Source organism: Shewanella sp. 0m-8 (assembly GCF_052977265.1).
On record NZ_JBRIMB010000002.1, the window covers coordinates 141,096 to 159,855 of the forward strand.

Below are 18,760 nucleotides of genomic sequence, written 5' to 3' on the forward strand. Positions count from 1 at the left end.
CCTCACTCACATCAAATAGAAGCTAAGCAAACTTGTGTTGTTGCTAGAGTCACCGCTAGATAATTTGACTTATACAATGTGAGTTGGATGATGCTACCCACAACTTTAGTCATTGGATCGACATGGCGCCAAGTATTCACGTTTGATGCTCGATGCCTTATTAAGCAATTACAGCGACACCCATAAAATGAAACAAATTTGTTACAAATAAAGATTCCACCTTAAGTCTGACTCTGGTAATTTATGCAATAAGAAGAAGTCTTTGCACGGAAAAGCAGGATCAGATGATAACTAAAATAAAAACCATTCTTCGGAGAATGACACCTCTCTTTATTCTTTTCGCCTTCGTTGTTGCGGCTCAGCTCTTGATCAACACCAAGGAAGCACCTGAGCAAAAAGATGATGAGATCCCGCTCCCGATTGTTGATGTCACCGAGGTTAAGGTGCAAACCGTTTCGTTAAACCTCCCCTCTTACGGTATCGTGAGCCCTAAATATAAAACTCAATTGGTCACCGAAGTCCAAGGGCGCATGCTGTCTATCTCAAATAACTTTGTTGCCGGTGGCGTAGTCAAGAAGGGTGAGGAGCTGGCCGTTATTGAGCCATCTGATTATGAAGCAGACTTAATGCAAGCTCAGGCATCACTCGCTCAAGCAAAAGCGGCGCTAGAAGAAGAGGTCGCTAAAGGTGAAGTGGCTAAGAATGACTGGAAAGGCTATGACGGTGGCATTCCACCTGAATTAGGCCTGCGTCTACCGCAACTAAAGCAAGAACAAGCTAACGTAAAGTTTCAGCAAGCCGCTCTCGCCCGCGCACAACGTAACTTAGAGCGCACCGTAATTCGCGCACCTTTCGATGGCATTATCAAGGGCCGTAACGTCGACCTTGGGCAATACGTCACTTTAGGCACAAACCTAGGTGAGCTCTACGATACTCGCATTGCCGAGGTGAGATTGCCGCTATCAAATAACGACCTTGCCTATCTTGAATCCGTCGATAACCCCGATACAGGCGTAACCTTAAGTGCTGACTTAGCGGGTAAGACCGTAACCTGGCAAGGACAAATTATTCGCAGCGAAGGCGTTATAGATGCTGAAAACCGCATGGTTTACTTGGTCGCTGAAGTCAAAGACCCTTACCTTCGAGGTCAACGCAGCGAAGGTCAGTTACCGCTTAAGTATGGTACTTTTGTTACCGCTATCATTAAAGGCCGCACTGTCGAGGGGATCGTCAAACTGCCTCGTCATTTGGTTCGTGACAATCAAGTGACTATAGTCACTGACGATAACAGCATTGAGATCAGAGACGTTAATGTTGTCAAAAGCGATCTCGAAAATGTCTACATTAAAGACAGCCTTGTCGACGGTGAGCGTGTATCACTGACTAATCTTACCAATCCTGAAAATGGTCAGGTGGTTAAAGTCTTAGGTGAAGAGGCTAATTCAACTCAAGATACTGATACCGATAGCAGTGACAACAGCGAAGAGCAACTTGCTAATGCAGGTGCACAATAATGACCACTGAAAATGAAAACCAAAAAGGCTTAATTGCCTGGTTTGCCAAAAACAATGTGGCATCCAACCTATTGATGTGGATTTTAATCATAGGCGGCTTATTCAGCACCTTAATTATCAATAAAGAAATTTTCCCATCATTTGAGCTTAACTATTTACAGATCTCTGTTGCCTATCCTGGCGCCGCCCCTCAAGAAATTGAGGAGGGGATCAATATAAAAATTGAAGAGGCCATTCAAGATATCAATGGTATTAAAAAGGTCACCTCTATCGCCAGTGAAGGCGTCGGTCTGGTAACCATTGAAGTCGAAGACAGCTACGATCCACAAGATATTTTAGATGAGGCCAAGCTGCGCATCGATGCCATCTCAACGTTTCCCGTTAATATCGAAAAACCTAATATTTCTCGTATAAAGCCAGAAAACAACGTCATTTGGATTTCAGTTTACGGTGATCAGTCTCTGCAAGAGATGAAGGAACTGGCGAAAACGATTCGTGACGAAGTCGCCGCACTCCCCGCCGTCACCCGCGCTCAGGTTACTGGCGTACGCGAATACGAAATTGCGATTGAGCTCTCAGAGAATAAGCTCAGAGAATATGGTCTGACGTTCTCGCAAGTGGCTCAAGCGGTACAAAACTCCTCTATCGATCTACCGGGTGGCTCTATTCGCGCTAAAGATGGTGATATCTTGCTGCGCACCAAAGGTCAAGCCTATACCGGCGAAGACTTCTCTAAGATAGTCGTCAGTACTCGCCCAGACGGTAGCCGAGTGATGTTGCCGCAAGTCGCGACCATTAACGACAGCTTTGAGGAGCGTCTTGAGTACACTCGCTTTAATGGTCAGCCAGCCGCAATTATCGAAATTCTCAGTGTCGACGACCAAAACGCACTGGATATTTCAGCGCAGATCAAACAATACATAGAGCAAAAGCGTGATGCATTACCAACAGGCGCAAAGCTCGATACCTGGGGCGACTTGACTCACTACCTTAAAGGTCGCTTGAACATGATGCTGTCTAACATGTTCTATGGTGCTTTGTTGGTGTTCCTCATTTTGGCGTTATTTTTAGAAATAAAGCTGGCGTTCTGGGTAATGATGGGGCTGCCTATTAGCTTCCTTGGCGCCATGTTATTTATGCCGCTAGAGCCTTTCTCGTTGTCAATCAACATGTTAACCCTATTTGCATTTATTCTAGTGCTAGGGATTGTGGTGGACGACGCTATTGTCATTGGCGAAAGTGCTTACAGTGAGATAGAGGAAAATGGTCACTCGCTGGATAATGTGATTAAAGGTGCCAAGAAAGTCGCCATGCCTGCCACCTTTGGTGTACTCACTACCATTGCCGCGTTTATGCCAATGCTGATGGTTTCTGGTCCGCAAGGGATTATCTGGAAATCCATCGGTATGGTAGTCGTTTTATGCCTAATATTTTCACTCATTGAATCAAAACTGATCTTACCTGCTCACTTAGCCCATATGAAACCGCGCAAACCCCGTGAGCAATTAGGTTTACTCGGCCGCTTAAAAGCGGGACTAAACGATAAAATGCAGTACTTTATTCATCATCAGTACCGGTCGTTTTTAGAACGTTGTATCGTGCAGCGCTACAATACGGTGGCGATTTTTGTCGGCGTGCTGATCCTGTCTTTCGCTTTGGTCATTAGTGGCCAGGTTCGTTGGGTGTTTATCCCTGACCTACCGTCTGATTTTATTCAGGTCAATCTTGAAATGGATGAAGGTAGCTCTGAAGAGAACACCTTAAAAGTGGTGCAGCAAGTCGAAGAAGCCCTCTATGCGATGAATGCCGATATGGAGCAAGAGCTCGGCTACCCAGTCGTAAAGCACAGCTTTATTAATATGAGTTCTCGTACCAGCGCTTTCCTTTTTGCGGAGTTAACCAAGGGCGAAGACCGCGACATTGATGGCGAAGCAATTGCTAATGCGTGGCGTAAAAAGTTGCCAGAGTTATTGGCGGTTAAAAAGCTCAATATTAATGCCAGTACCAATGATGCCGGTGGCGATATCTCTTTTAGATTAACCTCTAGCAATCTTGAACAGTTATCTAAAGCTTCTGAAGAGCTCAAGCAGAAACTACGCAGCTACGAGGGCGTTTATGATATAGCCGATAATTTCTCTTCTGGTAGCCAGGAAATTAAGCTGAAGATCCGCCCTGAAGCGGAGGCTCTAGGCTTAACCTTGTCAGATCTTGCTCGCCAAGTACGTTATGGCTTTTATGGCTATGAAGCTCAGCGGATCTTGCGCAACAAGGAAGAAGTTAAGGTGATGGTGCGCTATCCACTCGAGCAACGCCGCACTATTGGCCACCTTGAGAATATGCTAATTCGTACTCCAAATGGCGTGGCGGTACCGTTTTCTACCGTAGCAGAGCTACAGCTTGGAGACTCCTACTCATCGATCACCCGTGTCGATGGCCGACGAGCGATTAGCATTATCGCCAACGCCGATACCAATAAGGTTGAACCCTCTAAAGTGGTTGCAGAGATCCAAGAAGAGTTCTTACCTGCGCTACAGGCTAAGTATCCTAGTATCTCTACTGCACTCGATGGCGGTAGCGCCGATGAGCAAAGCGCGTTAGTGAGCCTGTTACAAGGTTTCTTCTTCGCACTGTTTACTATCTACGCGTTAATGGCCATTCCGCTAAAATCTTACAGCCAACCTTTGATCATTATGTCTGTTATCCCATTTGGTATGATTGGTGCGCTATTTGGTCATTTTATCTTAGGCTTAAACATGAGCATTTTAAGCTTGTGTGGCATCGTTGCATTAGCAGGGGTTGTGGTAAACGACTCATTGATCTTGGTCGATTTTGTTAACCGTGCGCGCGCCGAGGGCCACAGTATTGTGAGAGCGGCTGTCGACTCAGGTTGCTATCGCTTTAGAGCGATTATCCTGACCTCACTTACAACCTTTGTTGGCTTAGTCCCTATTCTGTTAGAGAAAAGCCTACAGGCGCAGATTGTGATCCCGATGGCGGCGTCTTTAGCCTTTGGTATTTTATTCTCTACCGTGGTAACACTGATTTTAGTGCCGATCCTTTACATCATCTTAGATGATGTTAGGCGCGGCCTAAGCCGCTTCTACCATTGGTGGTGGCAGCCAAAGTCAGACCAAGCATCGGTATAACCCATGTTTAATAAAAGGGAGGCGTTGAGCCTCCCTTTTTAATGCTCTGCTTCGCGCTGAACAGATCGTAAAGGGATGCCAAATACCACGCAAATACACCCAGTCTAAGGCCATCAATATAACAATCGGTATAAGCCATAAACAGCTAAATATTAGCCCTGTCGTGCTCAGCTAAAATTGACCACATACTGAGTTTAGATAACTCGATCCAGTAAACAGATTTAATTAGCCTAAAGCATTATCCTTAGCCGATAGCAATTCTAGATAGGCGCGATGATGACTGTTTGCCAGCCCACACTTGTGTATGATATCCGTAATAGCCGTTACCTTAATATTACCGGTCGCTGCACCTTAAGGTGTCAGTTTTGCCCTAAACACAATGGTAGTAAGCAGGTGCATGAGTATCAACTCGATCTTAACCGCCAACCCAAAGCCGACGAATTAATCGCGCAGCTTGGGAATGTGTCTCAATTTGATGAATATGTATTCTGCGGATATGGCGAGCCCACGCTAAACCTAACCACTTTGCTCGATGTCGCTAAAGAAATTAAGCTCCAAGGAGGTAAAGTGCGCGTCAATACGGATGGACTCGGTAACCTATTCCATAAACGCAATATTCTTCCCGAGCTAGCCACTTGTGTTGATAGCCTATCGATTTCACTCAATGCCGATACCGAAACACTTTACCAGCAACATTGCCGCCCCAAGTTAGCTGGAGCTTACTGGGCATTGCTTGATTTCATTAAGCTTGCACCTCAATTTGTTAACGACGTGCAAGTGTCAGCGATCAATGGTCTCGAAGGCGTCGATATCGAGGCATGCCGCAAACTGGTGGAAAACAGAGGCGCTCACTTTAAGCAAAGAGAGTTAGATATCGTCGGCTAGATAGCGGTTTAACTCTGGGGGAAAATACTGAATTAAATTGATGCTTTGCATTGCACAAACATGATTAACAAACATTATCTCAAATGTTAATTCATGTTAGTATGCGAGGCATAATAACTGTAATAAATATCAATACATGCTAACCCGCAAACAACCTTTATTAATCAGTGCTCAAGGGATCCGTTGGTCTCAAGCACGTATCTTAGCCGCCGCGAGCCAGCTCTGTATGCTGTTGGTTTCGATCATCATTCTGACTAATATCATTATCACCTTAGGTGAAAGGCGTTTGCAGGAAGACTGGGCAACCCAACGTTACAGTGAGCTACAAGCGGTTGGCGCACTAATCTCAGATAAAGTGTCATTCCAGCAGTTTAGAACGCAGATGTTTGCTAAAGCTGAACTGCTTAAACATTACCTGAATTTACCCTCTTCAGATAATCAGCAACAGCTGCTTAATAACTGGGACATTCTAGTCGATAACGTCCCTGAATTATTGGGTATTGCCCTTTACGATCCTCAAGGCCAACATAAGTTTGCCACCAGCAACGATTTTGGTAATGAAAGCCTGCCCCCCGCGTTACTCGGTGGAGCTAGAAATATGGGGGGAAATGAAATCTACACCTCGCCATTAGAATTTACTCCGATTGATGGCCAGCTTGAGCCCTTTCTATATCAATTTGCTTGGCTAGAAAATCCAGATCAGAGTATTCGTGGCTACCTTGTTACCTATAACTCTATGTCTAAAATGCTTAAAAGTATTAAACCTGCTTATTCGAGCAAGCAAGCCCCCTTGATGATGCTAGATACTCAAGGTTTGCTTTATGCCGGTGCACAACAGAGCACGGGCGTGACTCGCCTCCCCGAAACCATGGGCGGTAGCTTAAAGCAGTCTTACCCGGCCCTTTGGCGTAAAATGGCGATGAGTAATTTTGGTCAGTTCCATGGCGATGTGGCCACCTTCGTTTACTTGAAAGTAGAGCTAACCACGCAATATGAAACGCGCAGAGAATACTTTTTGGTGTCTTATATTAAAAATACGGACATCGCAGCTAACTTTTCTCAATGGCGTAATATTCTTATCATCGGGTCAGTCCTGATCACACTATTAGCCTCTTTAGTGATTTTCTTAACTCACTTATATCGTATAGAGCAACGTTCCCGAGAATTCAGTATTGATATGACTAATCGCCTATTTGATAGCGAACTAGGTTGTATCATCGCCAACGATAGTGGTCGCGTGTTAACGGCGAACTCTTCAGCATCAAAATTACTTGCCTTGCCTATCGATGAGCTCTCCGATCGTAGTTTGCAGCGCATTCTCAATTTGAATGATGACCAATATCTAGATTTTATTAAGACAGTTGATGAAACAGAGCATTGGCAAAGCGAGCTATATACAGATACCACTCCCCATATTTGGCTGAAAATCAGTGTGCGCATAGAAGTCAGTAAGGATGAAAATCGCCGCTTTATGCTGGTAACCTTTGAAGACATTAGCGAACTTAAACAGATCCAAGAAGAGGCGATGTTGAATCGTTTGCTCCACAATGGCCCAACAGCCAGCGTACTCACCGATGCAAAAGGCGTTGTGGTCAAATCAAACTCGGCTTTCAACACGCTATTGCAAGTGGAAGACAGCACCAAACTCAATGTTATCCATCTTTTAAGTGAAGAGTTTAGTCATCACTGGCCTCAAATTTCCCAACAGCTACAGATCCAAGGTAGCTGGAAAGGACAGGTTTTTGCGATGATGAATCATGTACAAGACAGTTGCTTACAAGCCACGTTACAAGGCTATTTAGATAATTCAGGAGAGCTTGAGTATATACAATGTAGCTTTGAACAAGCCATAGTTAAGCACTCAAATAAAGATGGCCTTAATTCAGTACCAAAGCGAAGTACCATCTTTAACCACAAAGATGATTTAGAAAGATACTTCAATAACTTAACTCAGCACTGCAAGGACTTTTCTAGCCTGCTCATGATAGATATCAGTGCCGAGGATATGCTAAGCCATATGAGTGATATGGGCCAAATTGAATCTCGCCAAAAAGAAGTGGAGATCCATTTGTTACGCGATCTGCCTCACCGCTACCAGATGTCCCATTGGCAGTTAGGCAAGTTAATCGTTGTATTACCCGATACCGACTCCGATCAGGCCCATTATTTTGCCATTGAGACCTTAAATAAGCTCAATGATAACGGTCTAGGTGAAGGGATCTGTATCGGTATTGCCTCTTATCAAGCAGAGCAAAGCCTTGAGCAACTGATTGCCAATGCTGAAGTCGCGCTAAAGCGTGCTAAGCAAACCGGTCAGCAGCAAATCTGCCAGGCTTATACAAGGCAGCTTATTTAGTCTTCGCGTTAACACTTTTGAGTTAATGCACAGCCCCTTCACTTACGCAGGGGCTTTAAGCTCCTCCTTAAAAGGCGCTTCCTCCATGGTCGTTACGCCTGACGGTAAATCACTCTCTGTGATCTCAATAATGGCCGAACGATTCATGGTGATTTTATAGCGTGCATATTGTGGCACCTGTTTACCATCTCGCAGAGCCAAGATCAGGTTTACTTGATAACGACGCTCAACGGATTCATTACTGATCTTTCCATCTTGCTCTTTATAGATCCTATCCTTACCACGCTCTAAGTTGCGGGCAAAAGGTGCAAAACTAAAGTTCACTTGCTCCTGAATAGTCGAGTATCCTGCTAAGAAGTCTTTCTGCGAAACCCGGGTATGGATGCCGTAGTGAAGAATCTCGGCATCGATTTTGTTTTGGCTATGTCGTTGAGTCAGGATCTGCGACACCATATCTGGCAGTTCTTTTTTACGCATAAACTCAAGCCAAACAAGTTGCCTAGCGACAATACTTTTACTGGTGGTATCACTTAGGAGCCGGCTCCAACGTGGTCGGCCTTTTTGGATAGCTCGCCACATGGCGTTACGAATATCGTCTTTAAAGATTTCACGAAAACCGTAAATCACCGCCAGCGTCAGCACTAAGGCGATGGTTAATCCGCTAAAGAAGCCTTGAGCTTTAATAATCAAGGCTGACACCACAAGCATCACCATGCCCGTGGCGATACCCGTGGTCATTTTCTTAAGCCCGACACCTAAGGTTTTTAAATCTTCTTTAAGGACGACACCTTGTTGTATAAGGCGTCTTAATAGCAGCATCTTATTGGCGATACGGTTTGGGTCTTTAACTGTTTGCGACGAGTTATAGCTACGCTCTTGACGATAAAGCGCCTCAGCGCGACAAAGTGCCACGACTCTATCGTTAATTTCATTAAAATCACTGGTTCTGGGCGCATGAGCGAGCAATTTTAGTAAGCGTTGCTCACATAACCAGGAAAGATAGTTATCGGCGTTTTCAAAGTAGGACTTCCACTTTTCATCACTGGGCTCATTACGTCTAAAACGCTTAAGCAAGCTCGTCACTTGTTCACTTAACTCATCGAGTGAACTATAAAACTTTTCAAAATCTTCAGTCTGAGCTAACTCTTTACTGTCGGTCTCAATGGCGACGGCAAACTGGTAGGCAAACAAGTTCAAGTAGAGCCTAAACTCCTCGACTGTACGTTTCTTTTGGCTGGCAAAGCGGCTTTGCACTAACGGCAGGTGCAAGCCGGAAGAATAATAGGAGCGACGACCAATTATCGAGGAGTGGAAATACTCCTCTTCATTTAGGCTTTGGGGATTAATCCCCATCTCTTTCGGAAGGAAAAAATACAGGTCCAGCCGGCGGCTATCACCCACCTCCATCTGGTGAAGAAATTTAATCGACAGTGCTTCTTCCTGTTTTATTCTGACTTTAGACACATACACCTTTTATATAACGAAGAAAATGACGCGGTACTGACAATATTGAACTTTCTGGTATGGGGAACGCAACTCGCATCGACACGATAGTGTTAACGCTATCACAATTAACAATGACCTGTAATCGTATTAGAAATCATGCTCAATAAGTAACATAGACCTTGTTAAGTCTAACCGATATTGACACTTGTTGTGATTAAGCTTAGCTATTAAGCTTTTTTATTAAAATTAGCCATTAAGATTGCTCGCTAAGATTGCTCACTAAAATTTCCACTCCTGCTTGGAAACTCTTATTTCCCCTCCAGACTAGCAAGTCTTATTGGCAACTCTTTTAGCAATGCAGCTTAGGGATAGCTCTCTTTAGACGCGCCGCAAGACAAACCTCACCTAAAAAGATAGTGATTAATCCAGTTTACAAGCCCATAGATGATTACCAGGATTGATTTGAATCGTCACGACTCCAGCCGCTTTATTCATCTCTAGCACCCTTATTTGAAAGGGTTTACTTTGCTCATCAACAAGGTGTTCTTGTGCTTGCGTTATCGCCGCTTGTAATGACTCACTATAATCAGTTTGCAATAAGCCTCGTAAATACTGACCCTGTGCCAATTCAACTTCATAGGTAAGAATAGGCGCCTTAATGGGGGTAACCGTCCCGTTCGCCATAACTTTATGGGTTAACTTATCCCCCTTGAAGAAGCTTAACGCTATATCAATACCCTTTTGAGTGTTAGTCATTTCGAGTCGTTGAGTCGCTTCAAAACCGGTGCCAACACGGTAGGAACCCGAGGTACAAGACAGGCTTGAATTATCATCAGGCTCAATGGCGTGATCAAGTAGCAGACATAAACCAAAGATAAAGGTTAATGTTGCTAGAATTGGCGTAGATTTGAAGCCTGAAAATGGCCCGCAATTTAATCCTTTACTCACAGAACCCAACCTCTTTTAGCCATGCTTCATCAATAAAGCGCCAATCATTAGCCACATTATTCACTTTTAAATTGTTACAAGCCTGGCCGTCATCGGCTAAATTATTCATCAAGAACTCAAGTCGACTGCCATCACTCGACGGCGCAATATAAACCCGTTGCCACTTAAGCTTGTCACAGCTCGCCAACTGCAGCGACAACTCCTTAACTCTACTGTGAAAATTGTCTTTATCTGTATCGCTTGTATATATAGGTACGAGTATCGACTCGGTTCCTGCAATTTTTATTCTATCGGGTATCGACAAGCTAATATCCGATGTTGTTTGCAGATTAGTCGCTAAGAAAATGATCAGTAAGATCCCAAGAATGATGCAAAGCACATAGTTTTTAATTGAAATAGAATTGAGAGTGCAATTAAACATCGGCTTTTCTTGTGCCTTAACATGCAATAGATAACCCTGCTTATTAATCGCTTCAATCCAGCTAGCATGTTCTGCACCAAGAAAGCGTTTAATGTTTTGTACCGCGGTAGCAATGTCGTGATGGGTCACTACTGTAGGCAAGCATTCTTCGCACATAAACTCAGTAGATACAACTTGGCCTCTTGATGACATCAATTGATGTAATACCAAAAACTCAATGTTGGATAACTTGAACCCGGGCGCTGACTTTAAGCGGCTATGAACCAACTCTTGCAGTGTGAGATCAAATCGGTATGGACCTATATACACGTTAACGACTCTTACCTAATAATTGTATCCAGTTTACTGTGAATCCTCGGCGGAGTCCGTGATTAAATAACGCTAAAGCAGAGCTGATGCTGCTTTCGTGAGTTCTAGCACATAAAAATTATCGTTATTTAACAAATGCAAGTAACAGTCTGTTACGTTAGTAAGTCGAAGGTTGCAATGACTGATATTTTAAATAAAATGCTGCGCAAAACATCACCAACAAAAAACAAAAAAGATACCGGATAGGTACCTTTATTGACAAATATTTACAGTTACTAAGCAGTAGTACTCATTTAAAGCATCGAGTTCAGTTGCTTGTCAACGCCTTTAAAAGGCATATAACAGAGTCATGTTTGTCTCAGTATCTGTACTTTCTTTATCATCTAACGGCTTATCGTTATAACGTACGATAACGGCAAATTTCATTGCCAAGGCACCGATAATATTAGCTGTAATAGCAGTTTCAGAACGACCTTCTAAGCTATCGCCATAATCAGCAACAAATAACTGCGTGAACTTAGAGCTTTCGCTAATATCATAAGTGAAGTTAACCGCACCATGGGCAATAACACTGTCTTCATTATCAAAACCTAATAATGCAGACTGTTCTTCGTCGAGCTTCTTAAAAATATAACCAGGACCGATTTCGGCACTGAGGAACATGTCGCTGCTATCGATGAACTTATGACCATAACCCGCCGAAGCGACAGCTTTATAATCGTAACCCGTAAATGGGTCAACTTCGTAGTTAGCAGTGATGTACATGTAGTTCTTTTCATCGAACTTGTAGTCTCCCTGAATACCGCCATAGTAACGCTCAGCGGTAACATCACCCGTATCTTCCTTGTACAACCCTTCGAACAGATACTGGTTTTCCCAGTTACCCAGCTCTTGAAGCATGTTCAAGCGACCTTTCACTGAAGACGTTTCAGTGTTACCCGTGGTTAAAGTCGCACCCAGCTCAGCTTCACCTGCGAAAGTCTTATCGCCTTCTACAAAGTCAGCACCTGCGTGCGCAGCAAAAGGAGCAGCCATTACCACTGCCAAAGCTGTAAGCATTTTTTTCATATTATTAGTACTCCGTTTACCTTATTCCCTAAAAATCGGCGCAATATTAACATTTTGTTCTAACAATTGAAAACGGGTAGTACACCATTCACCTAATAGCAAACTGAATATTTCTAACCATAGACTTAGCTGTTTAGATAGCGACTTAGATAGTGGGCTTAAATAGTTGGCTTAGTTGTACATTTCAGGCAAAAAAATACCTGCACATTGGCAGGTATTTTTAATCAAATTTATTCGTTAATGCTTACTTGATTTGTGGATCAAGCTCGCCAGACTGGTAAGCTTTATACATAGCTTGAAGTGACTTAGGCTTGATCTTAGAGGCCATTCCAGCACAACCAAAGGCTTCGTAACGTGTAGTACAGATATCAGCCATCGCTTCCATTGACGCCTTCAAGAATTTACGTGGATCAAATTCAGTAGGGTTCTCAGCAAGGAACTTACGTACTGCGCCAGTCGATGCTAAACGCAAGTCAGTATCGATGTTAACCTTACGCACACCGTGCTTAATGCCTTCGACGATCTCTTCTAGTGGTACGCCGTAAGTTTCAGGGATAGCACCACCATACTGGTTGATGATCTCTAGCCACTCTTGCGGTACTGAAGATGAACCGTGCATAACAAGGTGAGTGTTTGGAATACGTGCATGGATCTCTTTGATGCGATCGATTCGCAGCACATCACCGGTAGGCTTACGGCTAAACTTGTAAGCACCATGGCTTGTACCAATTGCAATCGCAAGTGCATCAACATGAGTGTCAGCAACAAAGCGCGCCGCTTCCTCTGGTGTTGTTAGCATCTGATCCATAGTCAGGATCCCAGCAGCGCCAATCCCATCTTCTTCGCCAGCTTCACCAGTTTCTAGGCTACCTAAACAACCGATTTCACCTTCTACTGACACACCACATGCGTGAGCAAAGGCCACTGTACGGCGAGTTACGTCAACGTTGTACTCGTATGATGCTGGCGTCTTACCATCAGCCATCAAAGAGCCGTCCATCATCACTGAAGACATACCTAACTGGATAGAACGCTGACAGATATCAGGGTCGGTACCATGGTCTTGGTGAATACATACAGGGATATCTGGATACTGCTCAAGTGCAGCAGCCATTAGGTACTTAAGGAACTGTGGACGAGCATACTTACGTGCACCAGCTGATGCCTGAACGATGACAGGGCTATCAGTTGCTTCAGCAGCTTGCATAATTGCACGCATCTGCTCAAGGTTATTCACGTTAAATGCAGGTACACCATAATCGTGTTCTGCTGCGTGATCTAACATTTGACGTAGGGAAATTAAGGCCATTTTTTACTCCAATAATAGGGTGAGTTGCCTCACCGAGGTCGCTATCGTTTGGATGGATTTTTATGCTCTAACGTTGCCAGTACCAAACCGACTAACATTAAAACGGTTACTGTTATTTATTATTTTTATATCAGTTGCTGTATCGGATTTTTAAACTGCTTGGATACACAACGTTTATCACTGTTTTATTGGCGGCTAGTGTAACTCCGACAAATGTCGATTTAAAGCCCGCCAACAAACAGTTTGGTAATTTTTTTGTTGCTTGGTCTAGATGAGTATCAAATCGTAACGATTACTCGCCTCGACTCTCAAGCATTGCCACAGCAGGAAGCTCTTTTCCTTCTAAAAATTCAAGGAATGCACCGCCACCCGTTGAAATGTAAGATACTTTATCTGCGATACCATACTTATCAACCGCCGCTAATGTGTCACCGCCACCAGCAATAGAGAAAGCATTAGATTCAGCAATCGCCTGCGCAATACGCTTAGTGCCTTCACCGAACTGATCAAACTCAAATACACCTACAGGGCCGTTCCAAACAACTGTACCGGCATTTTTGATGATTTCAGCAAGTGCTTCAGCGCTGTCTGGGCCGATATCGAAAATCATATCAGTGTCTGAAACATCGCTTACATCTTTCAGTGTTGCTGTCGCTGTAGGGCTAAACTCGCTTGCTACAACTACATCTGTAGGTACAGGAATATCGCCACCACGGCTTTGGGCATTAGCCACTAAACGCTTAGCTTCTTCAATCAAGTCTGCTTCATAAAGTGACTTACCGACTTGATGACCCGCAGCAGCAACGAAAGTGTTAGCAATACCGCCACCAACAACAAGTTGGTCAACTTTTGTCGATAGGCTTTCAAGTACAGTCAGTTTTGTTGACACTTTTGAGCCACCAACAATGGCCACCATTGGGCGTGCAGGGTTATCAAGCGCCTTGCCTAAAGCTTCTAGCTCACCGGCTAACAATGGGCCAGCACAGGCGATTGGTGCGTGTAGACCAACACCATGCGTCGATGCTTGTGCGCGGTGCGCAGTACCAAATGCATCCATCACGTACACGTCACAAAGTGCCGCCATCTTCTTAGCTAGCGCCTCATCGTTCTTCTTCTCACCGACGTTAAAACGCACGTTTTCAAATACAACCACTTCACCAACAGCAACTTCGATACCGTCTAGGTATTCGCTAGCAAGACGCACAGGGCAATCTAGCGCCTTTGTCAGGTAATCAACCACAGGTTGCATTGAGAACTCAGCGTTGAACTCGCCTTCAGTTGGACGGCCTAGGTGAGACATCACCATTACCGCGGCGCCTTTTTCAAGGGCTAGCTTAATCGTTGGCAATGATGCACGCAGACGGGCATCACTTGTCACTACGCCATTGCTTACTGGTACGTTAAGATCTTCACGAATAAGCACACGCTTACCTTGAAGGTCCAGATCTTTCATATTAAGAATCGCCATTTTCATGCTTCCTTACTATCTAAGTTAAAATTAAAGTTAAAAAATTTAAGTTGAGCAAAAATTCAATAAAACGGTATCGATAGACCGCCGGGACACAACACCAACGTTCTAGGTTCTAGGTTCTAGGTTCTGCATACCAAACAACACCAAGCTGGCTCTTTATAATCTTTCGTTTTCCGCTGCCGTTGATTCTCTGTCTATTCAGCTTTTGTTTTACCATCTTGCCTTTGCGGCCTTTGCCGTCTCAGCTTGTATCGTCTCAGCTATTCTCGACTTATCACCTGCTCTTTCGGCTTTATCTTCTTTAGAATCTAGAGCACTCGTAAACTCGCTGCGAGAGCGGGCTTCGCCCTGCTATACAATCAAAAGACGGCATTGTGTTTTTTATGTAGGTTGGGCTTTAGCCCATCAAAGGTGACGGCATAAATGCCGACCTACTTTAGAACAAGGACCTAGATCCTAGGACGCTTCGCTGCGAGGACGGGCTACGCCCTACTAGGAACAGCAAAGTCCCATCTTTGCCGTTTCTTAGCTTTTCCGTCTCTGCTCGCACCGTCTCAGCCTTTCCGGCCTTTCCCGTCTTCGCTTTTCCTAGGACCTAGAACCTTCTCAGCCTTTAACCTGCTTTTACCGTCTTTGACTTTCCTAGGACCTAGATCCTAGGACCTTCTTGCCTTAATCATCTCTAAACTGGTATCGAGCATACGGTTAGCAAAACCCCACTCGTTATCACACCAGAGTAATAGCTTTACCAAATGACCATCGCTGACTCGGGTCTGCGTGCCATCGACAATGCTTGAACGTGGGTCGTGGTTAAAGTCACACGATACTAACGGCTCATTGGTAAATCCGACCACGCCAGAATATGAACCTTCAGTTGCTTGTTTAAGCACTCGGTTCACGGTTTCGATATCGACGCGCTTATTGAGCGTAACGGAAAGGTCGATTGCGGTGACGTTAATGGTCGGCACGCGTACAGAGATAGCTTCAAACTTATCTTTCATGTGCGGCAAAATACGCTCAATACCCCGGGCAAGTTTAGTATCGACAGGGATGATTGATTGACCAGCGGCGCGGGTTCTACGTAAGTCGTCATGATAGGCATCGATCACTTGCTGATCATTCATTGCCGAATGGATAGTGGTAATCGCACCACTTTTAACTTCAAAATGCTTATCGAGCACGTCGATCACAGGTACGATACAGTTAGTCGTGCATGATGCATTCGACACTATGGTATGTTCGGCTTTGAGTAAATCTTGGTTAACACCATAAACAATGGTGGCGTCGACATCGCTAGATGACGGGTTACTGATTAGAACTTGTTTAGCACCCGCTTTTATATGCGCTTCACATTGCACTCTGTCATTAAGCACGCCCGTCGCTTCATAAACAATATCAATATCCAGTTCTTTCCAGGGCAGATTTTCAGGATTAGGTTCATGCAGCAATTTAATGGCGTCGTCACCAATAATCATATGCTGATTATCAAGTGACACTTGGGTGTGGAAGCGCCCGTGGGTGGTGTCGTACTGAGTTAAATGAAGCATCGCTTCAGGTTTGGCCAACTCATTAATCGCCACTATCTGAATGCGGTCACGTTTGGCAGATTCATACACTGCACGAAGAATTGAACGACCGATACGGCCATAACCATTGATAGCGACTCTGATCATGTAAGCTTTCTATTTCCTTTAACAGCTTAATTATTGATACGACAACGGCCTACCTCAATAGGTAAGCCGTTGTATCATAAATGCTTAAAGTAAAAAATACGTAAACAATTATTCTGTATCATAGAGCAAATTATTGATGCAATACACTGATTAATCTTTCGACTCGCGCCTAGGTTAACCGCCCATTGCATCATTAGCTCTGACACGTTAGCTGATTATAGTCCGTTAACGGTTGCTACAACGTTTTCAACAGTAAAGCCAAAGTACTTCAACAAGTCGCCACCAGGAGCAGACTCACCGAAGGTGCTCATGCCCACAACTGCGCCGCCAAAGCCAACATACTTGTGCCAGAAATCAACGTGAGCCGCTTCAATCGCAACACGCTTAGTCACAGAGGCTGGTAGTACAGACTCTTTATAAGCCGCATCTTGCTTATCGAACTCGTTAGTTGACGGCATAGACACAACGCGAACCTTTTGTCCTTGCTCAGTCAGTACTTTTGCAGAATCTAGTGCTAGCTGAACTTCAGAGCCTGTAGCAATCAGGATTAGGTCTGGTGTGCCAGCGCAATCACTTAGTACATAACCACCTTTAACAACGTTCGCTAACTGCTCTGCAGTACGTGTTTGCGCAGCAAGGTTTTGACGACTGAAGATTAGCGATGTTGGCGCGTTACGGCGCTCGATTGCATTCTTCCAAGAAACCGCAGTTTCAGCCGCATCACATGGACGCCATACCGTCATGTTTGGTGTCATACGTAGGTTTGCAAGCTGTTCAACTGGCTGGTGAGTTGGACCATCTTCACCTTGACCGATAGAGTCATGGGTATAAACGAAGATGTTCTGAATGCCCATCAATGCAGACATACGTACAGCATTACGTGCGTATTCCATAAACATCATGAACGTTGCGCCGTAGTTGATGAAACCACCGTGTAGAGAAGCACCGTTCATGATACCGCTCATGCCGAATTCACGTACACCGTAATAGATGTAGTTACCGGCTGGATCGTCTTGAATACCTTTAGAGCCTGACCAAAGCGTTAGGTTAGAACCGGCTAGATCTGCAGAGCCACCTAGCATTTCAGGTAGGATAGCGCCAAATGCACCAATAGCATTTTGTGATGCTTTACGGCTAGCAATGCCTTCTGCTTTATCTTGACACTCTTGAACGAAAGCTTGTGCTTTCTCTTCAAAGTCAGCAGGTAGGTCGCCAGAAATAACACGACGCTTGTATTCAGCCGCCAATTCTGGGAATGCTGCTTCATATGCTGCGAACTTATCGTTCCAGTTAGCTTCGTTAGCTTGACCCGCTTCTTTAGCATCCCAACCCGCGTAAACGTTTTCTGGGATTTCAAATGCACCGTGGTTCCAGCCAAGGAATTCACGAGCCGCTGCGATTTCAGCATCACCTAGTGGTGCGCCGTGACAGTCGTGGCTGCCAGACTTGTTTGGTGAACCAAAACCGATTGTGGTTTTGCAGCAAATCATTGTTGGCTTGTTAGTAACTGACTTAGCTTCTTCGATAGCTGCGCGGATTGCGTCGCTGTCGTGTCCGTCTACGTTAGCAATGACGTGCCAGCCGTAAGACTCAAAACGCTTAGGCGTATCGTCAGTGAACCAGCCTTCTACGTGACCATCGATAGAGATACCGTTGTCATCCCAGAACGCGACTAGCTTGCCAAGACCTAGGGTGCCGGCTAGTGAACATGCTTCATGAGAGATACCTTCCATCAAACAGCCATCGCCTAGGAAGCAGTATGTGAAGTGATCAACGATGTCGTGACCAGGCTGGTTGAACTGTGCAGCCAGTGTCTTTTCAGCAATCGCCATACCTACAGCGTTACTGATACCAGCGCCTAGTGGGCCAGTTGTCGTTTCAACACCGGGTGTGTAACCGTATTCTGGGTGTCCCGGTGTTTTAGAGTGAAGCTGACGGAAGTTTTTCAACTCTTCGATAGGTAATGCGTAACCTGTAAGGTGCAGCAAAGAGTAAATAAGCATAGAGCCGTGGCCGTTAGAAAGGATAAAGCGGTCACGATCAACCCAGTCTGGGTTGTTTGGGTTGTGCTTTAGGAAATCGTTCCATAGCACTTCAGCAATATCAGCCATCCCCATTGGTGCACCTGGGTGACCAGAATTGGCTTTTTGAACAGCATCCATGGTCAATGCGCGGATTGCGTTTGCGAGTTCTTTACGAGATGACATGCTCTCT

The 18,760-nt window shown here is 44.7% G+C and carries 12 protein-coding genes; 4 read left to right on the forward strand and 8 right to left on the reverse strand.

Annotated elements, in window-relative coordinates:
- Nucleotides 1-284 precede the first annotated feature (284 nt).
- The 4 genes from ACVBIO_RS01810 (at nt 285) to ACVBIO_RS01825 (ending at nt 7,901) form a co-directional block, all read left to right on the forward strand.
- On the forward strand, nt 285-1,514 hold the full coding sequence (locus tag ACVBIO_RS01810) for an efflux RND transporter periplasmic adaptor subunit (protein ID WP_447169225.1): 1,230 nt from the start codon (nt 285-287) through the stop codon (nt 1,512-1,514).
- Nucleotides 1,514-4,660 carry an efflux RND transporter permease subunit gene (locus ACVBIO_RS01815; RefSeq protein WP_447171842.1) on the forward strand — a complete coding sequence of 1,049 codons (3,147 nt, stop codon included), beginning with the start codon at nt 1,514-1,516 and terminating at the stop codon, nt 4,658-4,660. Before ACVBIO_RS01810 ends, ACVBIO_RS01815 begins: the two co-directional genes overlap by 1 nt.
- A 276-nt stretch (nt 4,661-4,936) precedes the next feature.
- A complete protein-coding gene (locus ACVBIO_RS01820) occupies nt 4,937-5,545 on the forward strand; it encodes a TatD family nuclease-associated radical SAM protein (RefSeq protein ID WP_447160204.1) in 609 nt (202 codons plus the stop codon).
- A gap of 136 nt (nt 5,546-5,681) precedes the next feature.
- Nucleotides 5,682-7,901, forward strand: coding sequence for a PAS domain-containing protein (locus ACVBIO_RS01825; RefSeq protein ID WP_447160203.1), 2,220 nt, complete (start codon nt 5,682-5,684; stop codon nt 7,899-7,901).
- Nucleotides 7,902-7,943: 42 nt separating this feature from the next.
- Here the strand turns inward: ACVBIO_RS01825 and ACVBIO_RS01830 are convergent, their stop codons facing one another.
- From ACVBIO_RS01830 to tkt, 8 genes are all read right to left on the reverse strand, one after another.
- Complete coding sequence (locus tag ACVBIO_RS01830; protein WP_447160202.1) at nt 7,944-9,365, reverse strand: hypothetical protein; 1,422 nt, start codon at nt 9,363-9,365, stop codon at nt 7,944-7,946.
- Nucleotides 9,366-9,767: 402 nt separating this feature from the next.
- Complete coding sequence (locus tag ACVBIO_RS01835) at nt 9,768-10,295, reverse strand: hypothetical protein (protein ID WP_447163199.1); 528 nt, start codon at nt 10,293-10,295, stop codon at nt 9,768-9,770.
- Complete coding sequence (locus ACVBIO_RS01840) at nt 10,288-11,025, reverse strand: winged helix-turn-helix domain-containing protein (RefSeq protein WP_447163198.1); 738 nt, start codon at nt 11,023-11,025, stop codon at nt 10,288-10,290. The genes ACVBIO_RS01835 and ACVBIO_RS01840 overlap by 8 nt, the downstream gene beginning before the upstream one ends.
- Nucleotides 11,026-11,352: 327 nt before the next feature.
- Entirely contained in the window at nt 11,353-12,093 is a 741-nt protein-coding gene (locus ACVBIO_RS01845) for a DUF481 domain-containing protein (protein ID WP_447160199.1), read from the reverse strand.
- A gap of 244 nt (nt 12,094-12,337) precedes the next feature.
- A complete protein-coding gene (gene fba, locus ACVBIO_RS01850) occupies nt 12,338-13,402 on the reverse strand; it encodes a class II fructose-bisphosphate aldolase (protein WP_447160198.1) in 1,065 nt (354 codons plus the stop codon).
- A 292-nt stretch (nt 13,403-13,694) separates the two neighbouring features.
- On the reverse strand, nt 13,695-14,870 hold the full coding sequence (locus ACVBIO_RS01855; protein WP_447163197.1) for a phosphoglycerate kinase: 1,176 nt from the start codon (nt 14,868-14,870) through the stop codon (nt 13,695-13,697).
- 659 nt (nt 14,871-15,529) lie between these two features.
- Nucleotides 15,530-16,546, reverse strand: coding sequence for an erythrose-4-phosphate dehydrogenase (gene epd / locus ACVBIO_RS01860; RefSeq protein ID WP_447163196.1), 1,017 nt, complete (start codon nt 16,544-16,546; stop codon nt 15,530-15,532).
- 215 nt (nt 16,547-16,761) lie between these two features.
- Complete coding sequence (tkt, locus tag ACVBIO_RS01865) at nt 16,762-18,753, reverse strand: transketolase (RefSeq protein ID WP_447171843.1); 1,992 nt, start codon at nt 18,751-18,753, stop codon at nt 16,762-16,764.
- Nucleotides 18,754-18,760 lie beyond the last annotated feature (7 nt).

Bases quoted from the DNA above. Each gene is read 5' to 3' on its own strand.
- ACVBIO_RS01820 (WP_447160204.1), top strand. From the start codon at position 4,937: ATGACTGTTTGCCAGCCCACACTTGTGTATGATATCCGTAATAGCCGT.
- ACVBIO_RS01825 (WP_447160203.1), top strand. From the start codon at position 5,682: ATGCTAACCCGCAAACAACCTTTATTAATCAGTGCTCAAGGGATCCGT.
- fba (WP_447160198.1), bottom strand. From the start codon at position 13,402: ATGGCCTTAATTTCCCTACGTCAAATGTTAGATCACGCAGCAGAACAC.
- ACVBIO_RS01815 (WP_447171842.1), top strand. From the start codon at position 1,514: ATGACCACTGAAAATGAAAACCAAAAAGGCTTAATTGCCTGGTTTGCC.
- epd (WP_447163196.1), bottom strand. From the start codon at position 16,546: ATGATCAGAGTCGCTATCAATGGTTATGGCCGTATCGGTCGTTCAATT.
- tkt (WP_447171843.1), bottom strand. From the start codon at position 18,753: ATGTCATCTCGTAAAGAACTCGCAAACGCAATCCGCGCATTGACCATG.
- ACVBIO_RS01855 (WP_447163197.1), bottom strand. From the start codon at position 14,870: ATGGCGATTCTTAATATGAAAGATCTGGACCTTCAAGGTAAGCGTGTG.
- ACVBIO_RS01810 (WP_447169225.1), top strand. From the start codon at position 285: ATGATAACTAAAATAAAAACCATTCTTCGGAGAATGACACCTCTCTTT.
- ACVBIO_RS01845 (WP_447160199.1), bottom strand. From the start codon at position 12,093: ATGAAAAAAATGCTTACAGCTTTGGCAGTGGTAATGGCTGCTCCTTTT.